The sequence below is a fragment of the Bradyrhizobium sp. IC3195 genome (assembly GCF_020193585.1).
Lineage (GTDB): Bacteria > Pseudomonadota > Alphaproteobacteria > Rhizobiales > Xanthobacteraceae > Bradyrhizobium > Bradyrhizobium yuanmingense.
The window spans coordinates 238256-256697 of the sequence record NZ_JADYVG010000007.1 but is presented as its reverse complement, the minus strand read 5'-3'; the positions used below and the strand labels follow the sequence as shown (position 1 = coordinate 256697).

Annotated in this window: 17 protein-coding genes; 14 read left to right on the top strand and 3 right to left on the bottom strand. The window is 65.4% G+C overall.

Features of this window, described 5'->3' with window-relative positions; all coding sequences use genetic code 11:
* Positions 1–44 precede the first annotated feature (44 nt).
* The 10 genes from I6F09_RS17080 (at position 45) to I6F09_RS17035 (ending at position 9983) form a co-directional block, all read left to right on the top strand.
* Positions 45–992 carry an aminoglycoside 3'-phosphotransferase/choline kinase family protein gene (locus tag I6F09_RS17080; protein WP_225188578.1) on the top strand — a complete coding sequence of 316 codons (948 nt, stop codon included), beginning with the start codon at positions 45–47 and terminating at the stop codon, positions 990–992.
* Between the two features lie 368 nt (positions 993–1360).
* Positions 1361–2980 carry an ABC transporter substrate-binding protein gene (locus I6F09_RS17075; RefSeq protein WP_225188577.1) on the top strand — a complete coding sequence of 540 codons (1620 nt, stop codon included), beginning with the start codon at positions 1361–1363 and terminating at the stop codon, positions 2978–2980.
* Positions 2981–3198: 218 nt separating this feature from the next.
* Positions 3199–4212, top strand: a complete 1014-nt coding sequence (locus I6F09_RS17070) for an ABC transporter permease (protein ID WP_225188576.1) — start codon at positions 3199–3201, stop codon at positions 4210–4212.
* A gap of 3 nt (positions 4213–4215) precedes the next feature.
* On the top strand, positions 4216–5115 hold the full coding sequence (locus I6F09_RS17065; RefSeq protein WP_225188575.1) for an ABC transporter permease: 900 nt from the start codon (positions 4216–4218) through the stop codon (positions 5113–5115).
* A gap of 94 nt (positions 5116–5209) precedes the next feature.
* Positions 5210–6946: an ABC transporter ATP-binding protein gene (locus I6F09_RS17060; RefSeq protein WP_225188574.1), complete on the top strand. Its 1737-nt coding sequence runs from the start codon at positions 5210–5212 to the stop codon at positions 6944–6946.
* Between the two features lie 26 nt (positions 6947–6972).
* Positions 6973–7152: a DUF4089 domain-containing protein gene (locus tag I6F09_RS17055; protein WP_225188573.1), complete on the top strand. Its 180-nt coding sequence runs from the start codon at positions 6973–6975 to the stop codon at positions 7150–7152.
* Between the two features lie 4 nt (positions 7153–7156).
* A complete protein-coding gene (locus I6F09_RS17050; protein ID WP_225188572.1) occupies positions 7157–8551 on the top strand; it encodes an AtzE family amidohydrolase in 1395 nt (464 codons plus the stop codon).
* A gap of 1 nt (position 8552) precedes the next feature.
* The gene (gene hpxZ, locus I6F09_RS17045) at positions 8553–8948 is read left to right on the top strand and encodes an oxalurate catabolism protein HpxZ (protein ID WP_225188571.1); all 396 of its coding nucleotides are present in this window, start codon (positions 8553–8555) and stop codon (positions 8946–8948) included.
* Complete coding sequence (locus tag I6F09_RS17040) at positions 8945–9667, top strand: GntR family transcriptional regulator (RefSeq protein ID WP_225128439.1); 723 nt, start codon at positions 8945–8947, stop codon at positions 9665–9667. The genes hpxZ and I6F09_RS17040 overlap by 4 nt, the downstream gene beginning before the upstream one ends.
* 100 nt (positions 9668–9767) lie before the next feature.
* The gene (locus tag I6F09_RS17035; protein WP_225113424.1) at positions 9768–9983 is read left to right on the top strand and encodes a hypothetical protein; all 216 of its coding nucleotides are present in this window, start codon (positions 9768–9770) and stop codon (positions 9981–9983) included.
* A gap of 15 nt (positions 9984–9998) precedes the next feature.
* Here I6F09_RS17035 and atzF read toward each other — a convergent pair whose 3' ends face one another.
* The gene (gene atzF / locus I6F09_RS17030) at positions 9999–11807 is read right to left on the bottom strand and encodes an allophanate hydrolase (protein ID WP_225188570.1); all 1809 of its coding nucleotides are present in this window, start codon (positions 11805–11807) and stop codon (positions 9999–10001) included.
* Between the two features lie 185 nt (positions 11808–11992).
* Entirely contained in the window at positions 11993–12499 is a 507-nt protein-coding gene (locus I6F09_RS17025; protein ID WP_225188569.1) for a MarR family winged helix-turn-helix transcriptional regulator, read from the bottom strand.
* A 151-nt stretch (positions 12500–12650) separates the two neighbouring features.
* Between I6F09_RS17025 and I6F09_RS17020 the strand changes: the two genes are divergently transcribed.
* Positions 12651–14498, top strand: coding sequence for a feruloyl-CoA synthase (locus I6F09_RS17020; RefSeq protein WP_225188568.1), 1848 nt, complete (start codon positions 12651–12653; stop codon positions 14496–14498).
* 345 nt (positions 14499–14843) lie between these two features.
* On the opposite strand, the gene I6F09_RS17015 is transcribed toward I6F09_RS17020, so the two are convergent.
* The gene (locus I6F09_RS17015; RefSeq protein WP_036001836.1) at positions 14844–15350 is read right to left on the bottom strand and encodes a MarR family transcriptional regulator; all 507 of its coding nucleotides are present in this window, start codon (positions 15348–15350) and stop codon (positions 14844–14846) included.
* An 83-nt stretch (positions 15351–15433) separates the two neighbouring features.
* Between I6F09_RS17015 and I6F09_RS17010 the strand changes: the two genes are divergently transcribed.
* Genes I6F09_RS17010 through I6F09_RS17000 form a run of 3 tightly spaced genes read left to right on the top strand, consistent with a single transcriptional unit; the run spans position 15434 to position 18235 of the window.
* A complete protein-coding gene (locus I6F09_RS17010; RefSeq protein WP_225188567.1) occupies positions 15434–16642 on the top strand; it encodes a cytochrome P450 in 1209 nt (402 codons plus the stop codon).
* An 11-nt stretch (positions 16643–16653) separates the two neighbouring features.
* On the top strand, positions 16654–16977 hold the full coding sequence (locus tag I6F09_RS17005) for a 2Fe-2S iron-sulfur cluster-binding protein (RefSeq protein ID WP_057028474.1): 324 nt from the start codon (positions 16654–16656) through the stop codon (positions 16975–16977).
* A gap of 46 nt (positions 16978–17023) precedes the next feature.
* Positions 17024–18235, top strand: coding sequence for an ABC transporter substrate-binding protein (locus I6F09_RS17000; protein ID WP_225141282.1), 1212 nt, complete (start codon positions 17024–17026; stop codon positions 18233–18235).
* The last annotated feature ends 207 nt before the right edge of the window (positions 18236–18442 follow it).

Sequence of the window (18442 nt, the reverse complement as noted above, 5' to 3'; positions counted from 1 at the left end):
GGGACACGCCCGGGCATGACGAACTCAAACGCATAAAGCACGCGATGTCGCTGACATTGCCTCACCTCGCCGACGCCGCAAGCTTCCGCGCTTTCCGCTCCGCGTCCACGCAATGGCTGCCGATCGCCCTCGACATCGCACGTAGCCATGGCCTCGATGCCGGCTCGCCGCATGTGTTTGCGACCGGCACCAATCTCGTGGTCGGCCTCGGCGAGACGCTGATCCTGAAAATCTTTCCGCCGTTGCTCGCAGCGCAATTCGTCTCGGAGCGCGCGTCGCTGGCGCAGCTCAGAGGCCGTCTGCACCTGCCGATCCCCGAGATCGTCGCGGAGGGGATGCGCGACGGCTGGCCCTACCTCGTGATCACGCGCCTTGCCGGCACGCTGGGTTCGGAGGTCTGGCGATCACTGCCGGAGCCGCAGAAGGAGCGCCTGCTGCGCCAGATCGGCGAGACCATTGCGAGCGTGCAGAGCGCGCCGCTTGGACCGCTCGCGCATATCGAGCCGCGCTGGGACGCGTTCATGCGCGCCCAGATGCAGGGCTGCCGCGCGCGGCACGAGCGTCTCGGCCTCGCACCAAAATTCCTCGAGGGACTCGACGACTTCCTGCGCGATGCCGCAAAGCTGATCCCGATGGACGCGCCGCCGGTTACCCTGATCGGCGAATACATTCCCGACAACTTCCTGCTCGCCTGTGACGACGGTCAATGGTCGCTCGGCGGCCTGTTCGATTTCGGCGACGTGCTCACGGGGTGGCGCGACTACGATCTGCTCGGCCCCAGCGCCTTCATGGCGGCGGGCCGTCCGGGCAGAGTGAAGAGCCTGCTCGAAGGCTTTGGTTATACGACGCTGGATTTCACCCTCAAGCGCCGCCTGATGGCCCTGATGCTGCTGCACCGCGCCAGCGACCTCAACAGCCACATCTGCATCGAGGGCTGGCAGGAGAGGGCGGATGATTTGATCGAGCTGCAGGAGTTGATCTGGCCTGGCTGAGCGCCCCCTCCGTCATTCCGGGGCGCCGCGCAGCGGCGAGCCCGGAATCCATTGTGCCGCGCGTTCTGCCGCCCGATGGATTCCGGGTTCGATGCTGCGCATCGCCCCGGAATGACTCCTGGGGCCGCGGCGCGAGCGCCGGATGGCAAGATTTGGCGACTGCCTCCACAATGAGCCCTCAAGCCGAGAAGCCTAATTTTTACGCAATTGCTCGTGTTTGTATGCAATTGCCCGTTGCGGGGCAGAGTGGTCAGATAAGAATAGCCTTCGATATCAACCACTTATATGAAATTTAATCTCCCGTTAAGCCTTGGCACAAACCTTGCGAATCCAGTTCCAGCCAAAAACCTTTGTGTTGGAGCGATTTCATGAAGCGCCGCGATTTCCTCAAATCCGTTTCCGGGTTGGCCGCTGGCGCGGCGCTCCCGGCCATGCCGTCCGTGATCTCCCCGGCCAAGGCCGATGCCCGCTCGGAGACCTTGCTGATCGTTTCCGAAGGCGGCCCGAACAATCTCGACATCCATGGCATCGGCACCAACGTGCCCGGCTATGAAGTCTCCTGGAATTGCTACGACCGCCTGATCAGCCACGAGATGAAGAGCGGCCCTGGCGGCGTGCCCTATTACGACCGCGACAAGTTCAAGGGCGAGCTCGCCGACGACATGAAGATCGACGACATGTCGGTCACCTTCAAGCTGAAGAAGAACGCCAAATTCCACGACGGAGCGCCTGTTACCGCGAAAGACGTGAAATGGTCGCTCGACCGCGCCGTCAGCGTCGGCGGCTTCCCGACCTTCCAGATGAGCGCGGGTTCGCTCACCAAGGCCGAGCAGTTCGTCGTGGTCGACGATCACACCGTGCGCGTCGACTTCCTGAAGAAGGACAAGCTGACGATCCCCGATCTCGCCGTGATCGTGCCCTGCATCGTCAATTCAGAGCTGGTGAAGAAGCACGCCAGCGAGAAGGATCCCTGGGGCCTCGAGTTTACAAAACAGCAGACCGCCGGCTCCGGCGCCTACAAGGTGACGAAGTGGACCGCGGGCACCGAAGTGATCATGGAGCGCAATGAGGATTGGGTCGGCGGTCCGCTTCCCAAGATCAAGCGCGTGATCTGGCGCATGGTGCCGCAGGCCGGCAACCGCCGTGCCCTGCTCGAGCGCGGCGACGCCGACATCTCCTACGAGCTGCCGTTCAAGGATTTCCAGGAGATGAAGGCGAACGGCAAGCTCAACGTGGTGTCGCTGCCGTTCTCCAACGGCATCCAGTATATCGGCATGAACGTCACCAAGCCGCCGTTCGATAACGTCAAGGTGCGACAGGCCATCGCCTATGCGCTGCCGTACCAGAAGATCATGGACGCCGTGCTGTTCGGCCTCGGCAATCCCATGTTCGGCGCAAAGGACAAGGCCACCGAAGTCGCCTGGCCGCAGCCGCACAAGTACAGCACCGACATGGAGAAGGCGAAGGCGCTGCTGGCTGAGGCCGGTTACGCCAACGGCTTCGAGACTACGATCTCGTTCGATCTCAATTTCGCCGGCGTCAATGAGCCGCTCTGCGTGCTGGTGCAGGAGAGCCTCGCCCAGCTCGGCATCAAGACCACCATCAACAAGGTGCCCGGTGCCAACTGGCGCACCGAGCTCAACAAGAAGGAGATGCCGCTGTTCACCAACGTGTTCTCGGGCTGGCTCGATTACCCCGAATACTTCTTCTACTGGTGCTATCACGGCAACAATTCCGTCTTCAACACCATGAGCTACAAGTCGGCGGCGATGGACAAGTTCATCGACGGTGCGCGCACGGCGGCCGCCACCGGCGACAAGGCCGCTTACGATGCCGACGTGAAAGGCTTCGTCGATCTCGCCTTCGCCGACGTCCCGCGCATCCCGCTGTACCAGCCGTTCGTCAACGTCGCGATGCAGAAGAACATCAGCGGCTACCAGTACTGGTTCCACCGGCGGCTGGATTATCGCGCGATGGTGAAGGGGTAAGGGGTCATGAGTGAGGTGCGCACGCCTCTCTCATTCCCTCTCCCCTTGTGGGAGAGGGTGGCTCGCCGCGTAGCGGCGAGACGGGTGAGGGGTAGCCACGAACTCCGATCTCGCTTGTCGCTACCCCTCACCCCAACCCTCTCCCACAAGGGGAGAGGGGGCGCAGCGGCGCAAGCCGTGCGAGCTTGTTCCCAATCGGAATGCGGAAGGAGGTTGCCATGCTGACCATGATCGGCAAGCGCCTGATGTTCGCGATTCCCTCGCTGATCGGCGTCGTCATCGTCACCTTCCTGCTGACGCGCGCGCTGCCGGGCGATCCCGCGGCCTACTTCGCCGGCCCTGCCGCGACCAAGGAAGCCGTCGAGCAGATCCGGAAAAAACTCGGCTTCGACAAGCCGCTGGTCGAACAGTTCTTCCGCTATGCCAACGATCTCGCGCATGGCGATTTCGGCAACTCGCTGACGACGGGCCAGCCGGTCGCCACCGAGATCCGCAACCGCCTGCCGGCCTCGGCCGAGCTGACGCTGCTCGGCCTCTTCGTGTCCGTTGCGATCGCCATTCCGCTCGGCGTGCTGGCGGCAACGCGGCCGGGATCATGGATCGACCATCTCTGTCGGATCACGACCACGGCCGGCGTGTCGCTGCCAGTGTTCTTCACCGGCCTCGTGCTGGTCTATGCCTTCTATTTCCGGCTCGGCTGGTCGCCGGCGCCGCTCGGCCGTCTCGACGTGTTCTACAGCGCGCCGCCGACGGTGACAGGCTTCTATCTGATCGACACCCTGATCGCGCGCGATGTCGAGGCGTTCCGCTCGGCGTTGAGCCAACTCATCCTTCCCGCAACGACGCTCGCGATCTTTTCGCTGGCGCCGATCGCGCGCATGACCCGCGCCTCGATGCTCGCGGTGCTCGCGTCCGAATTCGTCCGCACCGCGCGCGCCAGCGGCCTGTCGCCGGCAACCGTGATCGTCACCTACGCGTTCCGCAACGCGATGCTGCCGGTCATCACCACGCTCAGCATGGTGTTCTCGTTCCTGCTGGGGGCCAACGTGCTGGTCGAGAAAGTGTTCGCATGGCCGGGCATCGGCTCCTACGCGGTGGAAGCGCTGATCTCCTCCGACTTCGCGCCGGTGCAGGGTTTCGTGCTGACCATGGCGGTGATGTACGTGCTGCTCAATCTGATCATCGACATCTTGTACGGCGTGATCGACCCGCGCGTGCGGTTGGAGGGCTAGGCTATGAGCTCCGTTGCGCCTGCTGTTGAACCTGTCGGCCCCGCCCGCACGTCAGGCATCGTCGCGGTGCTTGAGCAGACCCGTTACGTCCTCAGCGAGAACAAGGTCACGGGCTTTGCCTTTGCGCTGCTCCTGATCATCGTGTTCGCTGCGCTGTTCGGCCCTTACGTGGTGCCGTACGATCCGCTCGCCTCCGACACCGCGGCTGCGTTGAAGCCGCCGTCGGCGGCGCACTGGTTCGGCACCGACCAGCTGGGCCGCGACATCTTCAGCCGCGTCATCGTCGCCACGCGCCTCGACTTCTTCATCGCGATCGCCTCGGTCGCGCTGGTGTTCCTGATGGGCGGCCTTGCCGGCATCGCGGCCGGCTATTTCGGCGGCTGGACCGACCGCATCGTCGGCCGCATCGCCGACACCATTATGGCCTTCCCGCTGTTCGTGCTCGCGATGGGCATCGTCGCCGCGCTCGGCAACACCGTGCAGAACATCATCCTGGCCACCGCGATCGTGAACTTCCCGCTCTATGCCCGCGTCGCGCGCGCGGAAGCCAATGTCCGCCGCAATGCCGGCTTCGTGCAGGCCGCGCGTCTGTCAGGCAACGGCGAGTTCCGCATCCTCCTGGTGCACATCCTGCCGAACATCATGCCGATCATGATCGTGCAGATGTCGCTGACCATGGGCTACGCCATCCTCAACGCCGCCGGCCTCTCCTTCATCGGCCTCGGCGTCCGCCCGCCGACGGCGGAATGGGGCATCATGGTCGCCGAAGGCGCGGGCTTCATGGTGTCGGGCGAATGGTGGATCGCGCTCTTCCCCGGCCTTGCCCTGATGATCGCCGTGTTCTGCTTCAACCTCCTCGGCGACGGCCTGCGCGACATCGTCGATCCCCAGCGGAGGACGTGATGCTCAACCTCCAAGAAAAATTCTCCAATGATTTCAGTCGCCATTCTACTGTGCATGGGGTTGTTTTCGACCGTTTGAGTGACGGGAGCCGGCCATGACGGCCCAGCCCCTGCTCGACGTCCAGGACCTCACGGTCGAATTCACCACCCGACGCGGCATCATCAAGGCGGTGCAGCACGTCAACATCTCCGTCGCCAAGGGCGAGACGCTCGCCATCGTCGGCGAGTCCGGCTCCGGCAAGTCGGTGACCTCCTACGCGGTGATGCGCATCCTCGACCGCGCCGGCAAGATCGCCGAGGGCTCGGTGATGTTCTCCGGCATCGACGTCAAGGCGGCGACCGAAGACCAGATGCGGGACTTGCGCGGCCGCGAAGTCTCGATGATCTTCCAGAACCCGCGCGCCGCTCTGAACCCGATCCGGAAAGTTGGCGACCAGATCGAGGACGTGCTGCGGACCCATGTGCAGCAGGCCCAGGTCGCCGATCACGGCGAGAAGGCGATCGAGGCGCTCGAGCAGGTCAAGATCGCCCGCCCACGCGAGCGGTATCACGCCTATCCGTTCGAGCTGTCGGGCGGCATGTGCCAGCGCGTCGTCATCGCGCTCGCGCTGGCCTGCAATCCGCAGCTGCTCATCGCCGACGAGCCGACGACCGGATTGGATGTCACCACGCAGAAGGCGGTGATGGACCTGATCGTCGAGCTGACGAAACGCCGCGCGATGTCGACCATCCTGATCACGCACGATCTTGGCCTCGCTGCCGCCTATTGCGACCGCGTCGTCGTGATGGAGAAGGGCCGCGTCGTCGAGACCGCCACGGCTGCCGACATTTTTGCCAACCCTCAGCACCCCTACACCAAGAAGCTGATGCGCGCGACGCCGCGGCTCGGGGTGAGCTTGCGCGATCTGCTGCCGGACGAGGAGGGCGCAGCCACATCTGCATCCCTTGTCGCCGCGCCTGACCAGCACGCTTCTCAAAGCGAAGGGAAGAGCGATCAGCTCCTCCTCCGCGTTGAAAAGCTCGTCAAGGAATATCCCCGCCAGGGCGCGACCGCCGTGCTCGGCAAGCTGTTCGGCCGCAAGCCGCCGGTCGAGCCGGACATGTTCCGCGCCGTCGACGGCATCAGCTTCGTGATCGGTCATGGCGAGAGCGTCGGTCTCGTCGGCGAATCCGGCTGCGGCAAATCGACCACGTCGATGATGGTGATGCGCCTGCTCGACCAGACCTCCGGCCTGATCCAGTTCGACGGCGAGGACATCGGCGGCATTCAGCCTGCCGCCTTCGCCCGGCTGCCGCAGCGCAGCCGCATCCAGATGGTGTTCCAGGACCCGACCGACAGCCTCAACCCGCGCTTCACCGCCGCGCGCGCGATCGCCGACCCGATCATGCAGCTTGGCGATATCAAGGGCCGCGACGCGCTCCGCGCCCGCTGCGAGGAACTCGCCACCATGGTCGGCCTGCCGCACAATCTGCTCGACCGCTTCCCGCACCAATTGTCCGGCGGCCAGAAGGCCCGTGTCGGCATCGCCCGGGCGATCGCGCTGCATCCCAAGCTCGTCATCCTGGACGAGCCGACTGCGGCGCTGGACGTCTCGGTGCAGGCTGTCGTCCTCAACCTGCTGCAGGACCTCAAGGCGAGGCTAGGTATGAGTTATCTGTTCGTCTCGCATGATTTGAACGTGGTGCGCTTGTTGTGCGATCGTGTCATTGTGATGCGGACCGGACGGATCGTCGAGGAGGGCTCTTCCGAGCAGGTTCTCGGCGATCCCAAGGACGACTACACCAAGGAGCTGCTGACGGCGATCCCGCATCCGCCGTTGCCGACACACTAAGACTGCACTGATTGCTTGAGAGCGTGATGGCCGAACCCCTGGACGATTATATCGACGCCGTGTCGAAGGTGCTGGCGCTGCCGATCGAGGAGGCCTGGCGGCCTGCCGTTCGCGCCAACCTCGAGGTCTCGCTGCGGCTTGGCCGTCTGGTCGACGAATTCGCGCTGCCGGACGAGACCGAGCCGGCGCCGATCTTCACGGCCTGACGCCATGTCTGCCAAGCCAGAGATGACGGCCTCCGAGATCGCAAGTGCGGTTGCGGGGCGCAAGATGTCCGCGCTCGATGCCACTGAAGCTGCGCTCGCGCGCATCGCGCGGCATGACGGCATCCTCAATTCCTTCACCGACGTCACCGCTGAACGCGCCCGCGCGAAAGCGCGCGCGATCGATGCGGATCTCGCGGCGGGCAGGACAATCGGTCCGCTCGCCGGCGTACCCTTCGCGGTCAAGAACCTGTTCGATGTCGCGGGCCTGCCAACGCGCGCCGGCTCGAAGATCAACCGGGACCTCGCGCCCGCCAGGCGCGATGCGACCTTGATCGAGCGGATGGAGGCGGCCGGCGCCGTTCTCGTCGGTGCGCTCAACATGGGCGAATACGCCTACGATTTCACGGGCGAGAACATCCACGACGGTCCCTCGCGCAATCCGCACGACACCACGCGGATGAGCGGCGGCTCCTCCGGCGGCTCGGGCAGCGCCGTCGGCGGCGCGCTGGTGCCGATCGCGCTCGGCTCCGACACCAACGGCTCAATCCGCGTGCCGTCGTCCTTCTGTGGCATCTTCGGCCTGAAGCCGACCTATGGCCGGCTGTCACGTGCGCGCTCCTTTCCGTTCGTGGCGAGCCTCGATCATCTCGGCCCGTTCGCGCGCTCCGTCGCCGATCTCGCGCTCGCCTATGACGCGATGCAGGGTCCGGATGCCGACGATGGCGCCTGCACTACGCGCGGGTTAGAGCCCGTCACGCCGCTGCTCGATGAGTCCATCTCCGGCCTGCGCGTTGCGATCGCCGGCGGCCACTTCCAGAAGAACGTGTTTCCGGAAGCGGTCGAAGCCGTCAGCCGCGTCGCCCAGGCGCTGGGCGCGACGCAAGTGGTGGATGTTCCCGAAGCATCGCGCGCCCGTGCGGCGGCTTACGTCATCACCACCACCGAAGGCGCTTCGCTCCATCTCGATCGCCTGCGCAAGCGCCCTGGCGATTTCGACCCGGCGGTGCGCGACCGGCTGATCGCGGGCGCCATGGTGCCGGCCTCGCTGGTCGACCGCGCGCAAAAATTCCGCCGCTGGTATCGCGCGCAGCTTGCCGAGATCTTTCGATCGGTCGACGTGCTGCTGGCGCCGGCGACGCCCTGCACCGCGCCGAAGCTCGGCCAGGTCAATTTCAATCTCGACGGCGTCGAGCTGCCGGTGCGCGCCAATATCGGCATCCACACCCAGCCGATCTCCTTCATCGGCCTGCCGGTGGTCGCGGTCCCCGTGCCGCTCGAGCCGCTGCCGATCGGCGTGCAGATCATTTGTGCGCCCTGGCGCGAGGACATCGCGCTGCGCGTCGCGCACGCATTGGAGAAGATGGGCGTCGTCGCTGCGCCCGCGCCGAGAGGGTTCTAAGATGCAGATCGATCTCCCCGAGGTGATCGCGGAAGTCAAAGCCGCGTTCGAGCGCTATGAGCAAGCCCTCGTCAGCAACGACGTCGCCGTGCTCGGCGAGCTCTTCCGCAACGATCCGCGCACCTTGCGCTACGGCATCGGCGAGAACCTCTATGGCTACGAGGCAATCTCCGGTTTCCGCGCCGGCCGTTCGCCGGTCGGGCTGAACCGCCGCACCGCCAAAACCGTGATCACCAGCTATGGCCGCGACACGGCCGTGGCGTCCACCTTGTTCTATCGCGATACGGCTCCCGGCAAGGTCGGCCGGCAGATGCAGACGTGGATACGTTTCCCGGAGGGCTGGCGCGTCGTCGCCGCTCATGTCAGCATCATCGACGACCCGAAAGAGACCGTATGACGCTTGATGATCTTCCGCAGGGCGCATTGCCGGCCGAGCCGGTGGTGCCGCGCGTCGACCGTGCATCGCCGTCGCTGCTGAAGGTCACGCGCGCCGAGGAGCTGCGGCTGCAGCTTGCCGACGAGATCGTGCGGGGAACGCTGGCGCCGGGCTCGCCGCTGGACGAGACCGACATCGCGCGGCGCTTCAACGTCTCGCGCACGCCGGTGCGCGAGGCGCTGCGCCAGCTGGTGGCGAGCGGCCTTGTCGAGGCGCGGCCGCATCGCGGCGCCGTGGTGGCGCGGCCATCTGTCGAGCGGCTGAAAGGCATGTTCGAGGCGATGGCGGAGCTCGAGGCCTTGTGCGCGGGTCTTGCCGCCGAACGCATGTCGGCGGCCGAGCGTCACGGCCTGGAGGCCGTCCACGAGGAGCTGCGGGTACTGAGCTACACCGGCAATCCCGAGCGCTTCCACGAGGTCAACGAGCGCTTCCACAACGCGCTCTATGCCGGCTCGCAGAACGGTTACATCGCCGAGATCACGCTCGCGACCCGCGTCCGCGTGCAGCCGTTCCGCCGCGCCCAGTTTCGCAATCTCGGCCGTCTCGCCAAGTCGCAGGCCGAGCACGACCGCGTCGTCGTCGCCATCATGCGCGGCGACAAGCAGGGCGCCGCCGCCGCCATGCGTGCGCATATCGAGCTGGTGCGCGGGGAGTATGAGATCTACGCGGTGTCGGTGTGAGTTGCGTGTTCACCACGAGGTGAAGGAGAGGCGTCGGTTCTCAGGAACCCGGCTTTGCACCGATCGTTTCCTCCCATCGATCCGATAAGGAGAAAACACCATGGCCTCCTCCGAGAAAGATCCGCGCCATCACACCCAGAAGATGAAGCAGCGTCTACAGGAGACGGTGACGCATCTGCGCGAAGACATCCGCAAGGTCGACGAGCCCCAGCTCACCGCGATGTTCGAAACGTCCGCAGAGGTGCTGTCCGGCCTCGTCAAGGCGTTCGACGATTACGAGAAGAAGAACGAAGCCGCCTGGCGCAAGCCGGTGTAAGGCCGCGGTCGCTGTCTACGCCGTCGTAGCTTCAGCCATAAACTTCCGCCAGCCGCCATACGCCGTGATGTCCCGCGCATCGCCCAGCACTTCCGGCTCGACGAGGAATCCCTTCACGCTGCGTCCGTCGGCGAGCCTGATTGTGCCGATCGCCATCGGCGCGGGGATCGCGTTGACGAACTTGCCGAAGGCGGACGACGACAACGACCAGATCTCCAGCTCGATGGCAGCGCCTTTGCTGGCCTCAACGCGCAGCATGCCCGGCTTCGGCGGCGTCGTCTTGAGCGCATAGAGCTTGTAGTCGGGCGCGGTCTTCGTCGCCTCGATCAGCTTTCCGTTCAGCGCCGTCAGCTCGCCGTTCAGCGCCATGCCAGTGAGATGCGCGCCGACCACCGCAATCGGGATTTCATCGCCATTGCTTGCGGGCAGTGGCGCGAGCGGGGCCTGTGCCACACCTTTCGCGCCGACCGTCAGTTTGGTATCGGCATGGAACACCCGGCCGATGCTCGCGAGCAGCGCGTCGCGCCCTGCGGGCGCCAGCAGCGTGATGCCGAACGGAATGCCGTCGCTGCGCATCGCAGCCGGCACGGCGAGGCCGCAGAGGTCGAGCAGGTTGACGAAATTGGTGTAGGTGCCGAGCCGGCTGTTGAGCTCGATCGGATTGGCCAGCACCTGCGCGGTCGTATAGGCCGTCGGCGCCGTCGGCAGCACCAGCGCGTCGATGTTGGCGAACGTGCGCTCGGCGATCTTGCGCAGGCCCTGCAGGCGATAGAGCGCCGAGAAGGTTTCCGCCGCGGTCAGCCGCGCGCCGGCCGCGGTGATCTCCCGCGTGACGGGGTGGATCGTGTCTGGCGCGGACGCCAGCAGGTTCTTGATCACGAGGTAACGCTCGGCGACCCAGGGGCCCTCATAGAGCAGCCGCGCCGTCTCGTAGAACGGCTCGAGGTCGAACTCGACCAGCTTTGCCCCAAGCGCGGTCCATCGCTTCAGCGCATGGCCGTAGGCGGCTTCCGCTTTCTTGTCGCCGAAGAAGATCAGCTGCCCGTTGCGCGGCACACCCAGGCGCAGGTTTGCCGGCATCGGCGTGATCGCGCCGAGCGGCCGGTCGCGCGAGAATGGATCGGCCTGGTCGGGGCCGGCCATCACCGATAGTGCGAGCGCGGCATCGTCCACCGTCAGTGCGAACACCGAAATGCAGTCGAGCGTGCGGCAGGCCGGCACCAGGCCTGCGGTCGAGATCATGCCGAGGCTCGGCTTCAGCCCGACGATGTTATTGAGCATCGCCGGCACGCGGCCCGAGCCGGCGGTATCCGTGCCGAGCGCCAACGGCACGAGCCCGGCGCCGACCGCGGTGGCCGAGCCCGAGCTCGAGCCGCCGGGAATCAGATCCTCGCGGATCGAATTCCGGGGAATGCCGTAGGGCGAGCGGACGCCGACGAGGCCGGTCGCGAACTGGTCGAGATTGGTCTTGCCGATGATGATCGCCCCCGCCCCGCGCAGCCGTTCCACCGCGGTCGAGTCGTGTGCCGGCGTGTAGGAGAAAGCCGGGCAGGCCGCGGTGGTAGGGAAGCCCAGCGCGTCGATATTGTCCTTCACCGCGACCGGCACGCCGTAAAGCGGCAGGCTGGCAGCATCCGCCCGGGCCGCGAGCTTCTCCGCTTCCGCGATCGCGTCCTTCTCGTCGCGCAGGCTGATGAACACGGCAGGATCGTCGTAATCACAGATGCGCCGATAGGTCCGCGCGACGGTCTCTGCCGGCGTCAGCGTCCCCGCGCGGTGCGCGGCCACAATCCCGGCGATCGTTTCAGGCTGCTCGGCCCCCATGGCGGCAAAACTCCGGCAATTCGTCTTCGCCCGGAGTGAAGCAAGCGATGTGCCATTGTGTACAGAATCCGGGCAGGATGATCGTGCCGGATCTTATCGTGCGATCAGTGGCTTGGGGGACATTTCGGCTGGCGCCCGGCCGGTCGCCTCAGTGACCTATCTGCCCAAATCATAGGCAGTCGGGATCAGGTGAAGCCGGAGAGGATCCGGAGCAGCTGTGCCCGGTTCTCCTTGCCGATCTTCGCCTCGACGTGCCGCTCGTGCTCGGCCGCGAGCCGCTTGAACTTCTCAAGCGCCGTCTCGCCCTGCGCGGTGAGGTGCAGCGCATGCGAGCGCCGGTCCTGCTTCGACTTGATCCGCTTCACCAGCTTGCGCTGCTCGAGGCTGTCGAGCAGGTGCACCAGCCGGGCGCGCTCGATGCCGAGGCGTTTGGCCACCGCCATCTGCGACAGGCCCGGATTGGCGCCGATCACGGTCAGCACCGAATATTGCGTCGGCCTGATGTCGACCTCGCCGAGCGTCTTGATGAAGTCCTGAAAGATCCAGATCTGGAAGCGCCGCACTGCATAGCCGGCGTGGCCGACCAGCGCGTCGAGGCCGACGCCGTCGGCGCCATCGCCTGGTGCCGCGCCGTTGCCGGCGCGCTTGCGTGGGGCGTGGCGGCCGTGGGCCCGGGATGCTGTGGCTGTCACGTCGTGTCTCCTGTCGCGCAACCCTAGCGCCCTTGGGCCAAGAGCGAAAGATTGTTGTTGACGACAACAATTGCCACGCCCAACATTATGCCCAAAGCGGCCCGGAACGAGGCTGCGCCGATCCTGTAAACCGGGATGGAGGAGGAAACACATGACAGCCGCCTCACATGGTGACGTTGCAGGCCTGTTCGCAGTCCCAAGGACCGTCGCGGAGCATCGGCCCGACGGCAGCATCGTTCTGCGCTCGCCCGAGCCTCTCGGCGAGACTGCGCGCTGCGGCGGCGATTGGCTGGAGCAATGGGCGCAGCAAAGGCCGGATGCGATCTTCCTGGCCGAGCGCGGCAACGTCGAAATGCCCTGGACCACCGTCACCTATGCGCAGGCGCTGCGGAAGGTGCGCGCCGCCGCGTCCTGGATCCTGGCGCAAGGGCTCAGCGCGGACCGCCCCGTCGCGATCCTCTCGGACAACAGCATCGATCATGCGCTGCTCGCGCTTGCCGCCCAGCATGTCGGCGTGCCCTCGGCGGCGATCTCGCCGGCCTATTCGCTGATGTCGAAAGAATTCGACAAGCTCAAGAGCATGATTGCGCTGCTCGATCCGGGCGCGATCTACGTCTCTGCGCTCCAGCCGTTCGCGCCAGCGCTGGCCGCCATCAAGCCGCTGCACAACGCACACATCATCAGCGGCAATGCCGATGACGTCGACGTGCTCGCGTTCCACGCCATTGCGGCAACGCCCGAGACGCCTGACGTCGCAAGAGCCTTCGCAGCGGTGACGCCTGATACGATCGCGAAATTCCTGTTCACCTCGGGCTCGACCGGCACGCCGAAAGCCGTCATCAACACCCAGCGCATGCTGACGTCGAGCCAGCAAGCCAAGGCGCAGACCTGGACCTTCCTCGAACGGAGCCGCGATCTCGTCATTCTCGATTGGCTGCCCTGGAGCCACACCTTCGGCGCCAACCACAATTTCAACCTCGTGCTGCGCAACGGCGGCGCGCTCTACATCGATGGCGGCAAGCCCGCGCCCGGTCTGTTCGCGACCTCGCTCGCCAACCTCAGAAGCGTGATGCCGACGGTCTATTTCAACGTGCCGCGCGGCTTCGACATGCTGATCGCGGCACTGCGCAGCGACGAGGAATTGCGCCGCCGCTTCTTCGGCGAGGTGAAATTCGCCTTCTATGCCGGGGCCGCGCTGCCGCAGAATCTGTGGGATGCTCTCGAAGAGCTCTCACTCGAGACGGTCGGCCGCAAGCTGCCGATGGTCTCGGCCTGGGGCTCGACGGAAACCTCACCGCTCGCCACCGACTGTCATTTTCTCGCCGAGCGCTCCGGCAACATCGGCGTGCCCATTCCCGGCACCGAGCTGAAGCTCGTCACCTCCGGCGACAAGCTGGAGGTGCGGGTGCGTGGCCCCAACGTCACGCCCGGCTATTGGAAGGCACCCGAGCTGACCAGGCAAGCGTTCGACGAGGAGGGCTTTTACTTGATCGGAGATGCGGTGAAGCTTGCCGATAGCGCGCGCCCCGAGCGCGGCCTGTTCTTCGACGGCCGCGTTGCCGAAGACTTCAAGCTCAATTCCGGCACATGGGTCAGCGTCGGCGGCTTGCGCGTTGCCGGCATCGCCGCGCTGGCGCCGCTGGCTCAGGACATCGTCGTCGCCGGCCACGGCGGTGACGAGGTGCGTTTCCTCGTGTTTCCGAACATCGTGGCCTGCCGCGCCCATGCCGGTCTGCCCGAAACGGCGGCGGCCAGCGACGTGCTGGCACACGACAAGGTCCGCAGCGCCATCGCGCAGGGTCTGGCGAAGCTGAAACAGCAGAGCGCCAACTCGTCCGGACACGCCACCCGCGCGCTGCTGCTCGCCGAGCCACCGTCGGTCGACGGCGGCGAGATCACCGACAAGGGCTACATCAACCAGCGCGCCGTGCTGACGCGCCGCGCCGATGCGGTAGCGCGGCTGAACGATGATGCGTCGGGTGAGTGGATCGGATTGTAAAGGCCGAGTTAGCGACGCCACACTCCGCTGTCATTCCGGGGCGCGCCTCTTGGCGCGAGCCCGGAATCCATTTCACCGTAGGGGTGGTGCACGATGGATTCCGGGTTCGCGCTACGCGCGCCCCGGAATGACGAGTGGGATACGCCAACAACCCTGTCGCAATATCCTGCCGATTCTTTTGTTGCCTAAGCAACTAATCTGTGCGAACCGTTCCAGACAGAGATGACGGCGGGCGAACCGCCGCGTTCTTTTCTGGAGGAAGCAATGCGCGGCAGAAGGGGTGCCGTCGGCAAATGCCGGCGCATGATCGGGAGTGACGGGAGCTTGCGCGCCGCGCGCGACCCGTCAGGTGTCGACGCTGCCGGTGACTGCGCCGAGATTTTCGTGCAGCCGGCGCAAGAGATCGATCAGCACCTCGCGTTCGTCCTTGCTGAGGCAGGACAACAGCCGTCGCTCGCGTTCGAACGCAGCGACGATCACCTTGTCATGGGTGGCGCGGCCCCTTGCCGTCAACGAGATCGAGTGGGTGCGGCCGTCGTTCGGGTCGGTGCGGATCGACACCAGCCCGCGCTTTTCGAGGCCGGCAAGCGTCCGGCTCACCGGCCCCTTGTCGAAGCCGATGACGTGGCAGATGCGCGAGGCCGGGATGCCGGGTTCGATCGCCAACAGCGACATGATCCGCCATTCGGTGACGTTGACACCGAACTCGCGCTGATAGAACGCGGTCGCGCTGTTCGAGAGCTTGTTGGCGATGAAGGTGATGAACGCCGGGACGTAACGGTCGAGATCGAGCGTCGGCCCTGCATCATGGGGCGCGGGCTTGTGGCGGGCTTTGGTCGAGGACGGCGGCATATCGGGTTTCTGACTCGCGGCGGGCCCAAAGACCTAAGGGCATGCGTCGTCCTTTCACAAGATCAAAATGAGGGAGGTCTTCCATGACCGCATCCGGCTGCGCGGGATCGGGTGTCCCGCATCTCGACGTCGACCCCTTCGACATGAGCTTTTTTGCCGACCCCTATCCGGCGCATGAGCTGCTGCGGGAAGCCGGCCCCGTGGTCTATCTCGACAAGTGGAACGTCTATGGCGTGGCGCGCTATGCCGAGGTCCACGCTGTGCTGAACGATCCCGCAACCTTCTGCTCCAGCCGCGGCGTCGGCCTTTCCGACTTCAAGAAGGAGGCGCCGTGGCGACCGCCGAGCCTGATCCTCGAGGCCGATCCGCCGGCGCACACCCGCACCCGCGCCGTCCTGTCAAAAGTGTTGTCGCCGACCGTGATGAAGCAGGTTCGTGACCGCTTTGCCGAGGCGGCCGAGGCGCGTGTCGATGCCCTGCTGCAGATGCGCAGCTTCGATGCGATCGCGGATCTCGCCGAGGCCTATCCTCTGTCGATCTTTCCGGATGCGCTGGGCCTGAAACCGGAAGGGCGCGAGCATCTGATTCCCTACGCAAGCGTGGTATTCAACGCGTTCGGCCCACCCAACCAGTTGCGCCAGCAGGCGATCGAACGATCGGCGCCGCATCAGGCCTATGTCGCCGAGCAGTGCCAGCGCGAGAATCTGGCGCCCGGCGGCTTCGGCGCCTGCATCCATGCACAGGTCGACGAGGGCGCCATCACGGCCGCCGAAGCGCCGCTGCTGGTGCGTTCGCTGCTGTCGGCCGGACTCGACACGACAGTCAACGGCATCGGCGCTGCGGTGTATTGCCTCGCGCGCTTTCCTGATCAATGGCAGCGGCTGCGCGACGACCTCACGCTCGCACGCGGTGCTTTCGAGGAGGCCGTGCGCTTCGAGAGCCCCGTGCAGACCTTCTTCCGCACCACCACCCGTGAGGTCGAGATCTCCGGTGCGCGAATCGGCGAGGGCGAGAAGGTGCTGATGTTCCTTGCCGCCGCCAACCGCGATCCGCGGCGCTGGGATGCCCCTGACAGGTACGACATCACCCGCCGCACCTCCGGCCATGTCGGCTTCGGCTCCGGCATCCACATGTGCGTCGGCCAGCTCGTCGCCCGCTTGGAAGGCGAAGTGATGCTGACCGCGCTGGCCCGGCGCATCGCAAGGCTCGAGATCACGGGCGAGCCGAAGCGCCGTTTCAACAACACGCTGCGCGGGCTCGACAGCCTGCCTGTGACGATCACCCCGGCCTGACGAGGAGCTTGATGCCTGCCATTACCTTCATCCATCCCGACGGCAAGTCCGATCGCGTCGAGACCGCAGGCGGCGAGAGCGCCATGCAGGCCGCGACCCGTCACGGCCTCGACGGCATTCTGGCCGAATGCGGCGGCAACGCGATGTGCGCGACCTGCCATGTCTATGTCGACGAGAGCTGGCTCGCGCGCCTGCCTGCGATGGCCGACGACGAGGATGCGCTGCTCGATGGCACCGCCGCTGAGCGGCGACCGACGAGCCGGCTGTCCTGCCAGATCACGATCACGCCCGATCTCGATGGGCTCGTCCTGAAGTTGCCAGAGCGGCAGGTCTGATCTGCCAAGCCGTCGGATCTTCAAAATATCAAACAGGGAGGGAATGATGAAACATCTGAAGTGGACGCTCGCGCTGGCTGCGAGCTTGGTGACCGGCGCGGCCAACGCCGAAATATCGGACAACGTCGTGCGCATCGGCGTGCTCAACGACATCTCCGGCATCTTCCAGGACACCAATGGCATGGGCTCGGTCGAGGCCGCGCGGATGGCGGCGGAGGATTTCAACGGCGGCGGCAAGGGCATCAAGGTCGAGATCGTCTATGCCGATCACCAGAACAAAGCCGATGTCGGCAACGCCATCGCGCGCAAATGGCTCGACGTCGAAGGCGTCGACGCCATCGTCGACGTGCCGAACTCGGCCGTCGGTCTTTCCATCAACGCGCTTCTGCGCGACAGCCGCATGACCTTCCTGGCATCATCGACGGCGAGCTCGGATCTGACCGGCAAGGCGTGCTCGCCCAACACCATCCAATGGGTCAACGATGCCTGGGCGACCGGCAACACCACCGCAGCCGCCATGGTGTCGCGCGGCGGCAAGGACTGGTATTTCCTCACGGTCGATTACGCGCTCGGCAAGGGCATCGAGGCGGAGGCGCAGAAATACATCGAGGGTCACGGCGGCAAGGTGCTCGGCTCGTCCAAGCATCCGCTCGGCACCTCCGATTTCGCGTCCTTCCTGCTGCAGGCGCAAAGCTCGAAGGCGCAGGTCATCGGGCTCGCCAATGCCGGCGGCGACACCATCAACGCGGTGAAACAGGCCGCCGAATTCGGCATCCAGCAGAGTGGGCAGAAGCTCGTCGCCTTCCTGCTCTTCATCAACGACGTTCACGGCATGGGCATCAAGGTCGCGCAGGGCCTCCAGCTCATGGAAGCCTTCTACTGGGACATGAACGATGATACCCGCGCGTTCGCCAAGCGTTTTGCTGCACGGCCCGGCATGAACGGCAAGATGCCGAGCGGCAATCAGGCCGGAGTCTATGCTTCCACGCTCGCTTATCTCAACGCCGTCGCCGCCACCGGCAGCGACAATGCCAAGCAGGTCGTGCCCGAGATGAAGAAGTTCAAGGGCAAGGACAAGCTGTTCGGCGACACCGCGATCCGTCAGGACGGTCGCGTCGTGCATCCGATGTACCTGTTTGAGGTGAAGAAGCCGGAGGAGTCGAAATATCCGTACGATTATTACAAGCTGGTCGCGACGATTCCCGCAGACCAGGCGTTCCGCCCGCTGGCGGAGGGCGGATGCGAGCTGGTGAAGTAGGAGCGGCGAGCGCGCAATTGCACCCTCTCCCCTTGTGGGAGAGGGTGGCTTCGCGAAGCGAAGCCGGGTGAGGGGTCTCTCTCCTCACGAACAATCGCGAGAGTTGAGAGAACCCCTCATCCGGCGCCGTAGCCGAAGCTCGCTTCGGCGTTCTTAAGAACGGCGGCCGAAGGCCGCCTATGCCACCTTCTCCCACAAGGGGAGAAG

Bases quoted from the DNA above. Each gene is read 5' to 3' on its own strand.
- I6F09_RS17080 (WP_225188578.1), top strand. From the start codon at position 45: ATGTCGCTGACATTGCCTCACCTCGCCGACGCCGCAAGCTTCCGCGCT.
- I6F09_RS17075 (WP_225188577.1), top strand. From the start codon at position 1,361: ATGAAGCGCCGCGATTTCCTCAAATCCGTTTCCGGGTTGGCCGCTGGC.
- I6F09_RS17070 (WP_225188576.1), top strand. From the start codon at position 3,199: ATGCTGACCATGATCGGCAAGCGCCTGATGTTCGCGATTCCCTCGCTG.
- I6F09_RS17065 (WP_225188575.1), top strand. From the start codon at position 4,216: ATGAGCTCCGTTGCGCCTGCTGTTGAACCTGTCGGCCCCGCCCGCACG.
- I6F09_RS17060 (WP_225188574.1), top strand. From the start codon at position 5,210: ATGACGGCCCAGCCCCTGCTCGACGTCCAGGACCTCACGGTCGAATTC.
- I6F09_RS17055 (WP_225188573.1), top strand. From the start codon at position 6,973: ATGGCCGAACCCCTGGACGATTATATCGACGCCGTGTCGAAGGTGCTG.
- I6F09_RS17050 (WP_225188572.1), top strand. From the start codon at position 7,157: ATGTCTGCCAAGCCAGAGATGACGGCCTCCGAGATCGCAAGTGCGGTT.
- hpxZ (WP_225188571.1), top strand. From the start codon at position 8,553: ATGCAGATCGATCTCCCCGAGGTGATCGCGGAAGTCAAAGCCGCGTTC.
- I6F09_RS17040 (WP_225128439.1), top strand. From the start codon at position 8,945: ATGACGCTTGATGATCTTCCGCAGGGCGCATTGCCGGCCGAGCCGGTG.
- I6F09_RS17035 (WP_225113424.1), top strand. From the start codon at position 9,768: ATGGCCTCCTCCGAGAAAGATCCGCGCCATCACACCCAGAAGATGAAG.
- atzF (WP_225188570.1), bottom strand. From the start codon at position 11,807: ATGGGGGCCGAGCAGCCTGAAACGATCGCCGGGATTGTGGCCGCGCAC.
- I6F09_RS17020 (WP_225188568.1), top strand. From the start codon at position 12,651: ATGACAGCCGCCTCACATGGTGACGTTGCAGGCCTGTTCGCAGTCCCA.
- I6F09_RS17015 (WP_036001836.1), bottom strand. From the start codon at position 15,350: ATGCCGCCGTCCTCGACCAAAGCCCGCCACAAGCCCGCGCCCCATGAT.
- I6F09_RS17010 (WP_225188567.1), top strand. From the start codon at position 15,434: ATGACCGCATCCGGCTGCGCGGGATCGGGTGTCCCGCATCTCGACGTC.
- I6F09_RS17005 (WP_057028474.1), top strand. From the start codon at position 16,654: ATGCCTGCCATTACCTTCATCCATCCCGACGGCAAGTCCGATCGCGTC.
- I6F09_RS17000 (WP_225141282.1), top strand. From the start codon at position 17,024: ATGAAACATCTGAAGTGGACGCTCGCGCTGGCTGCGAGCTTGGTGACC.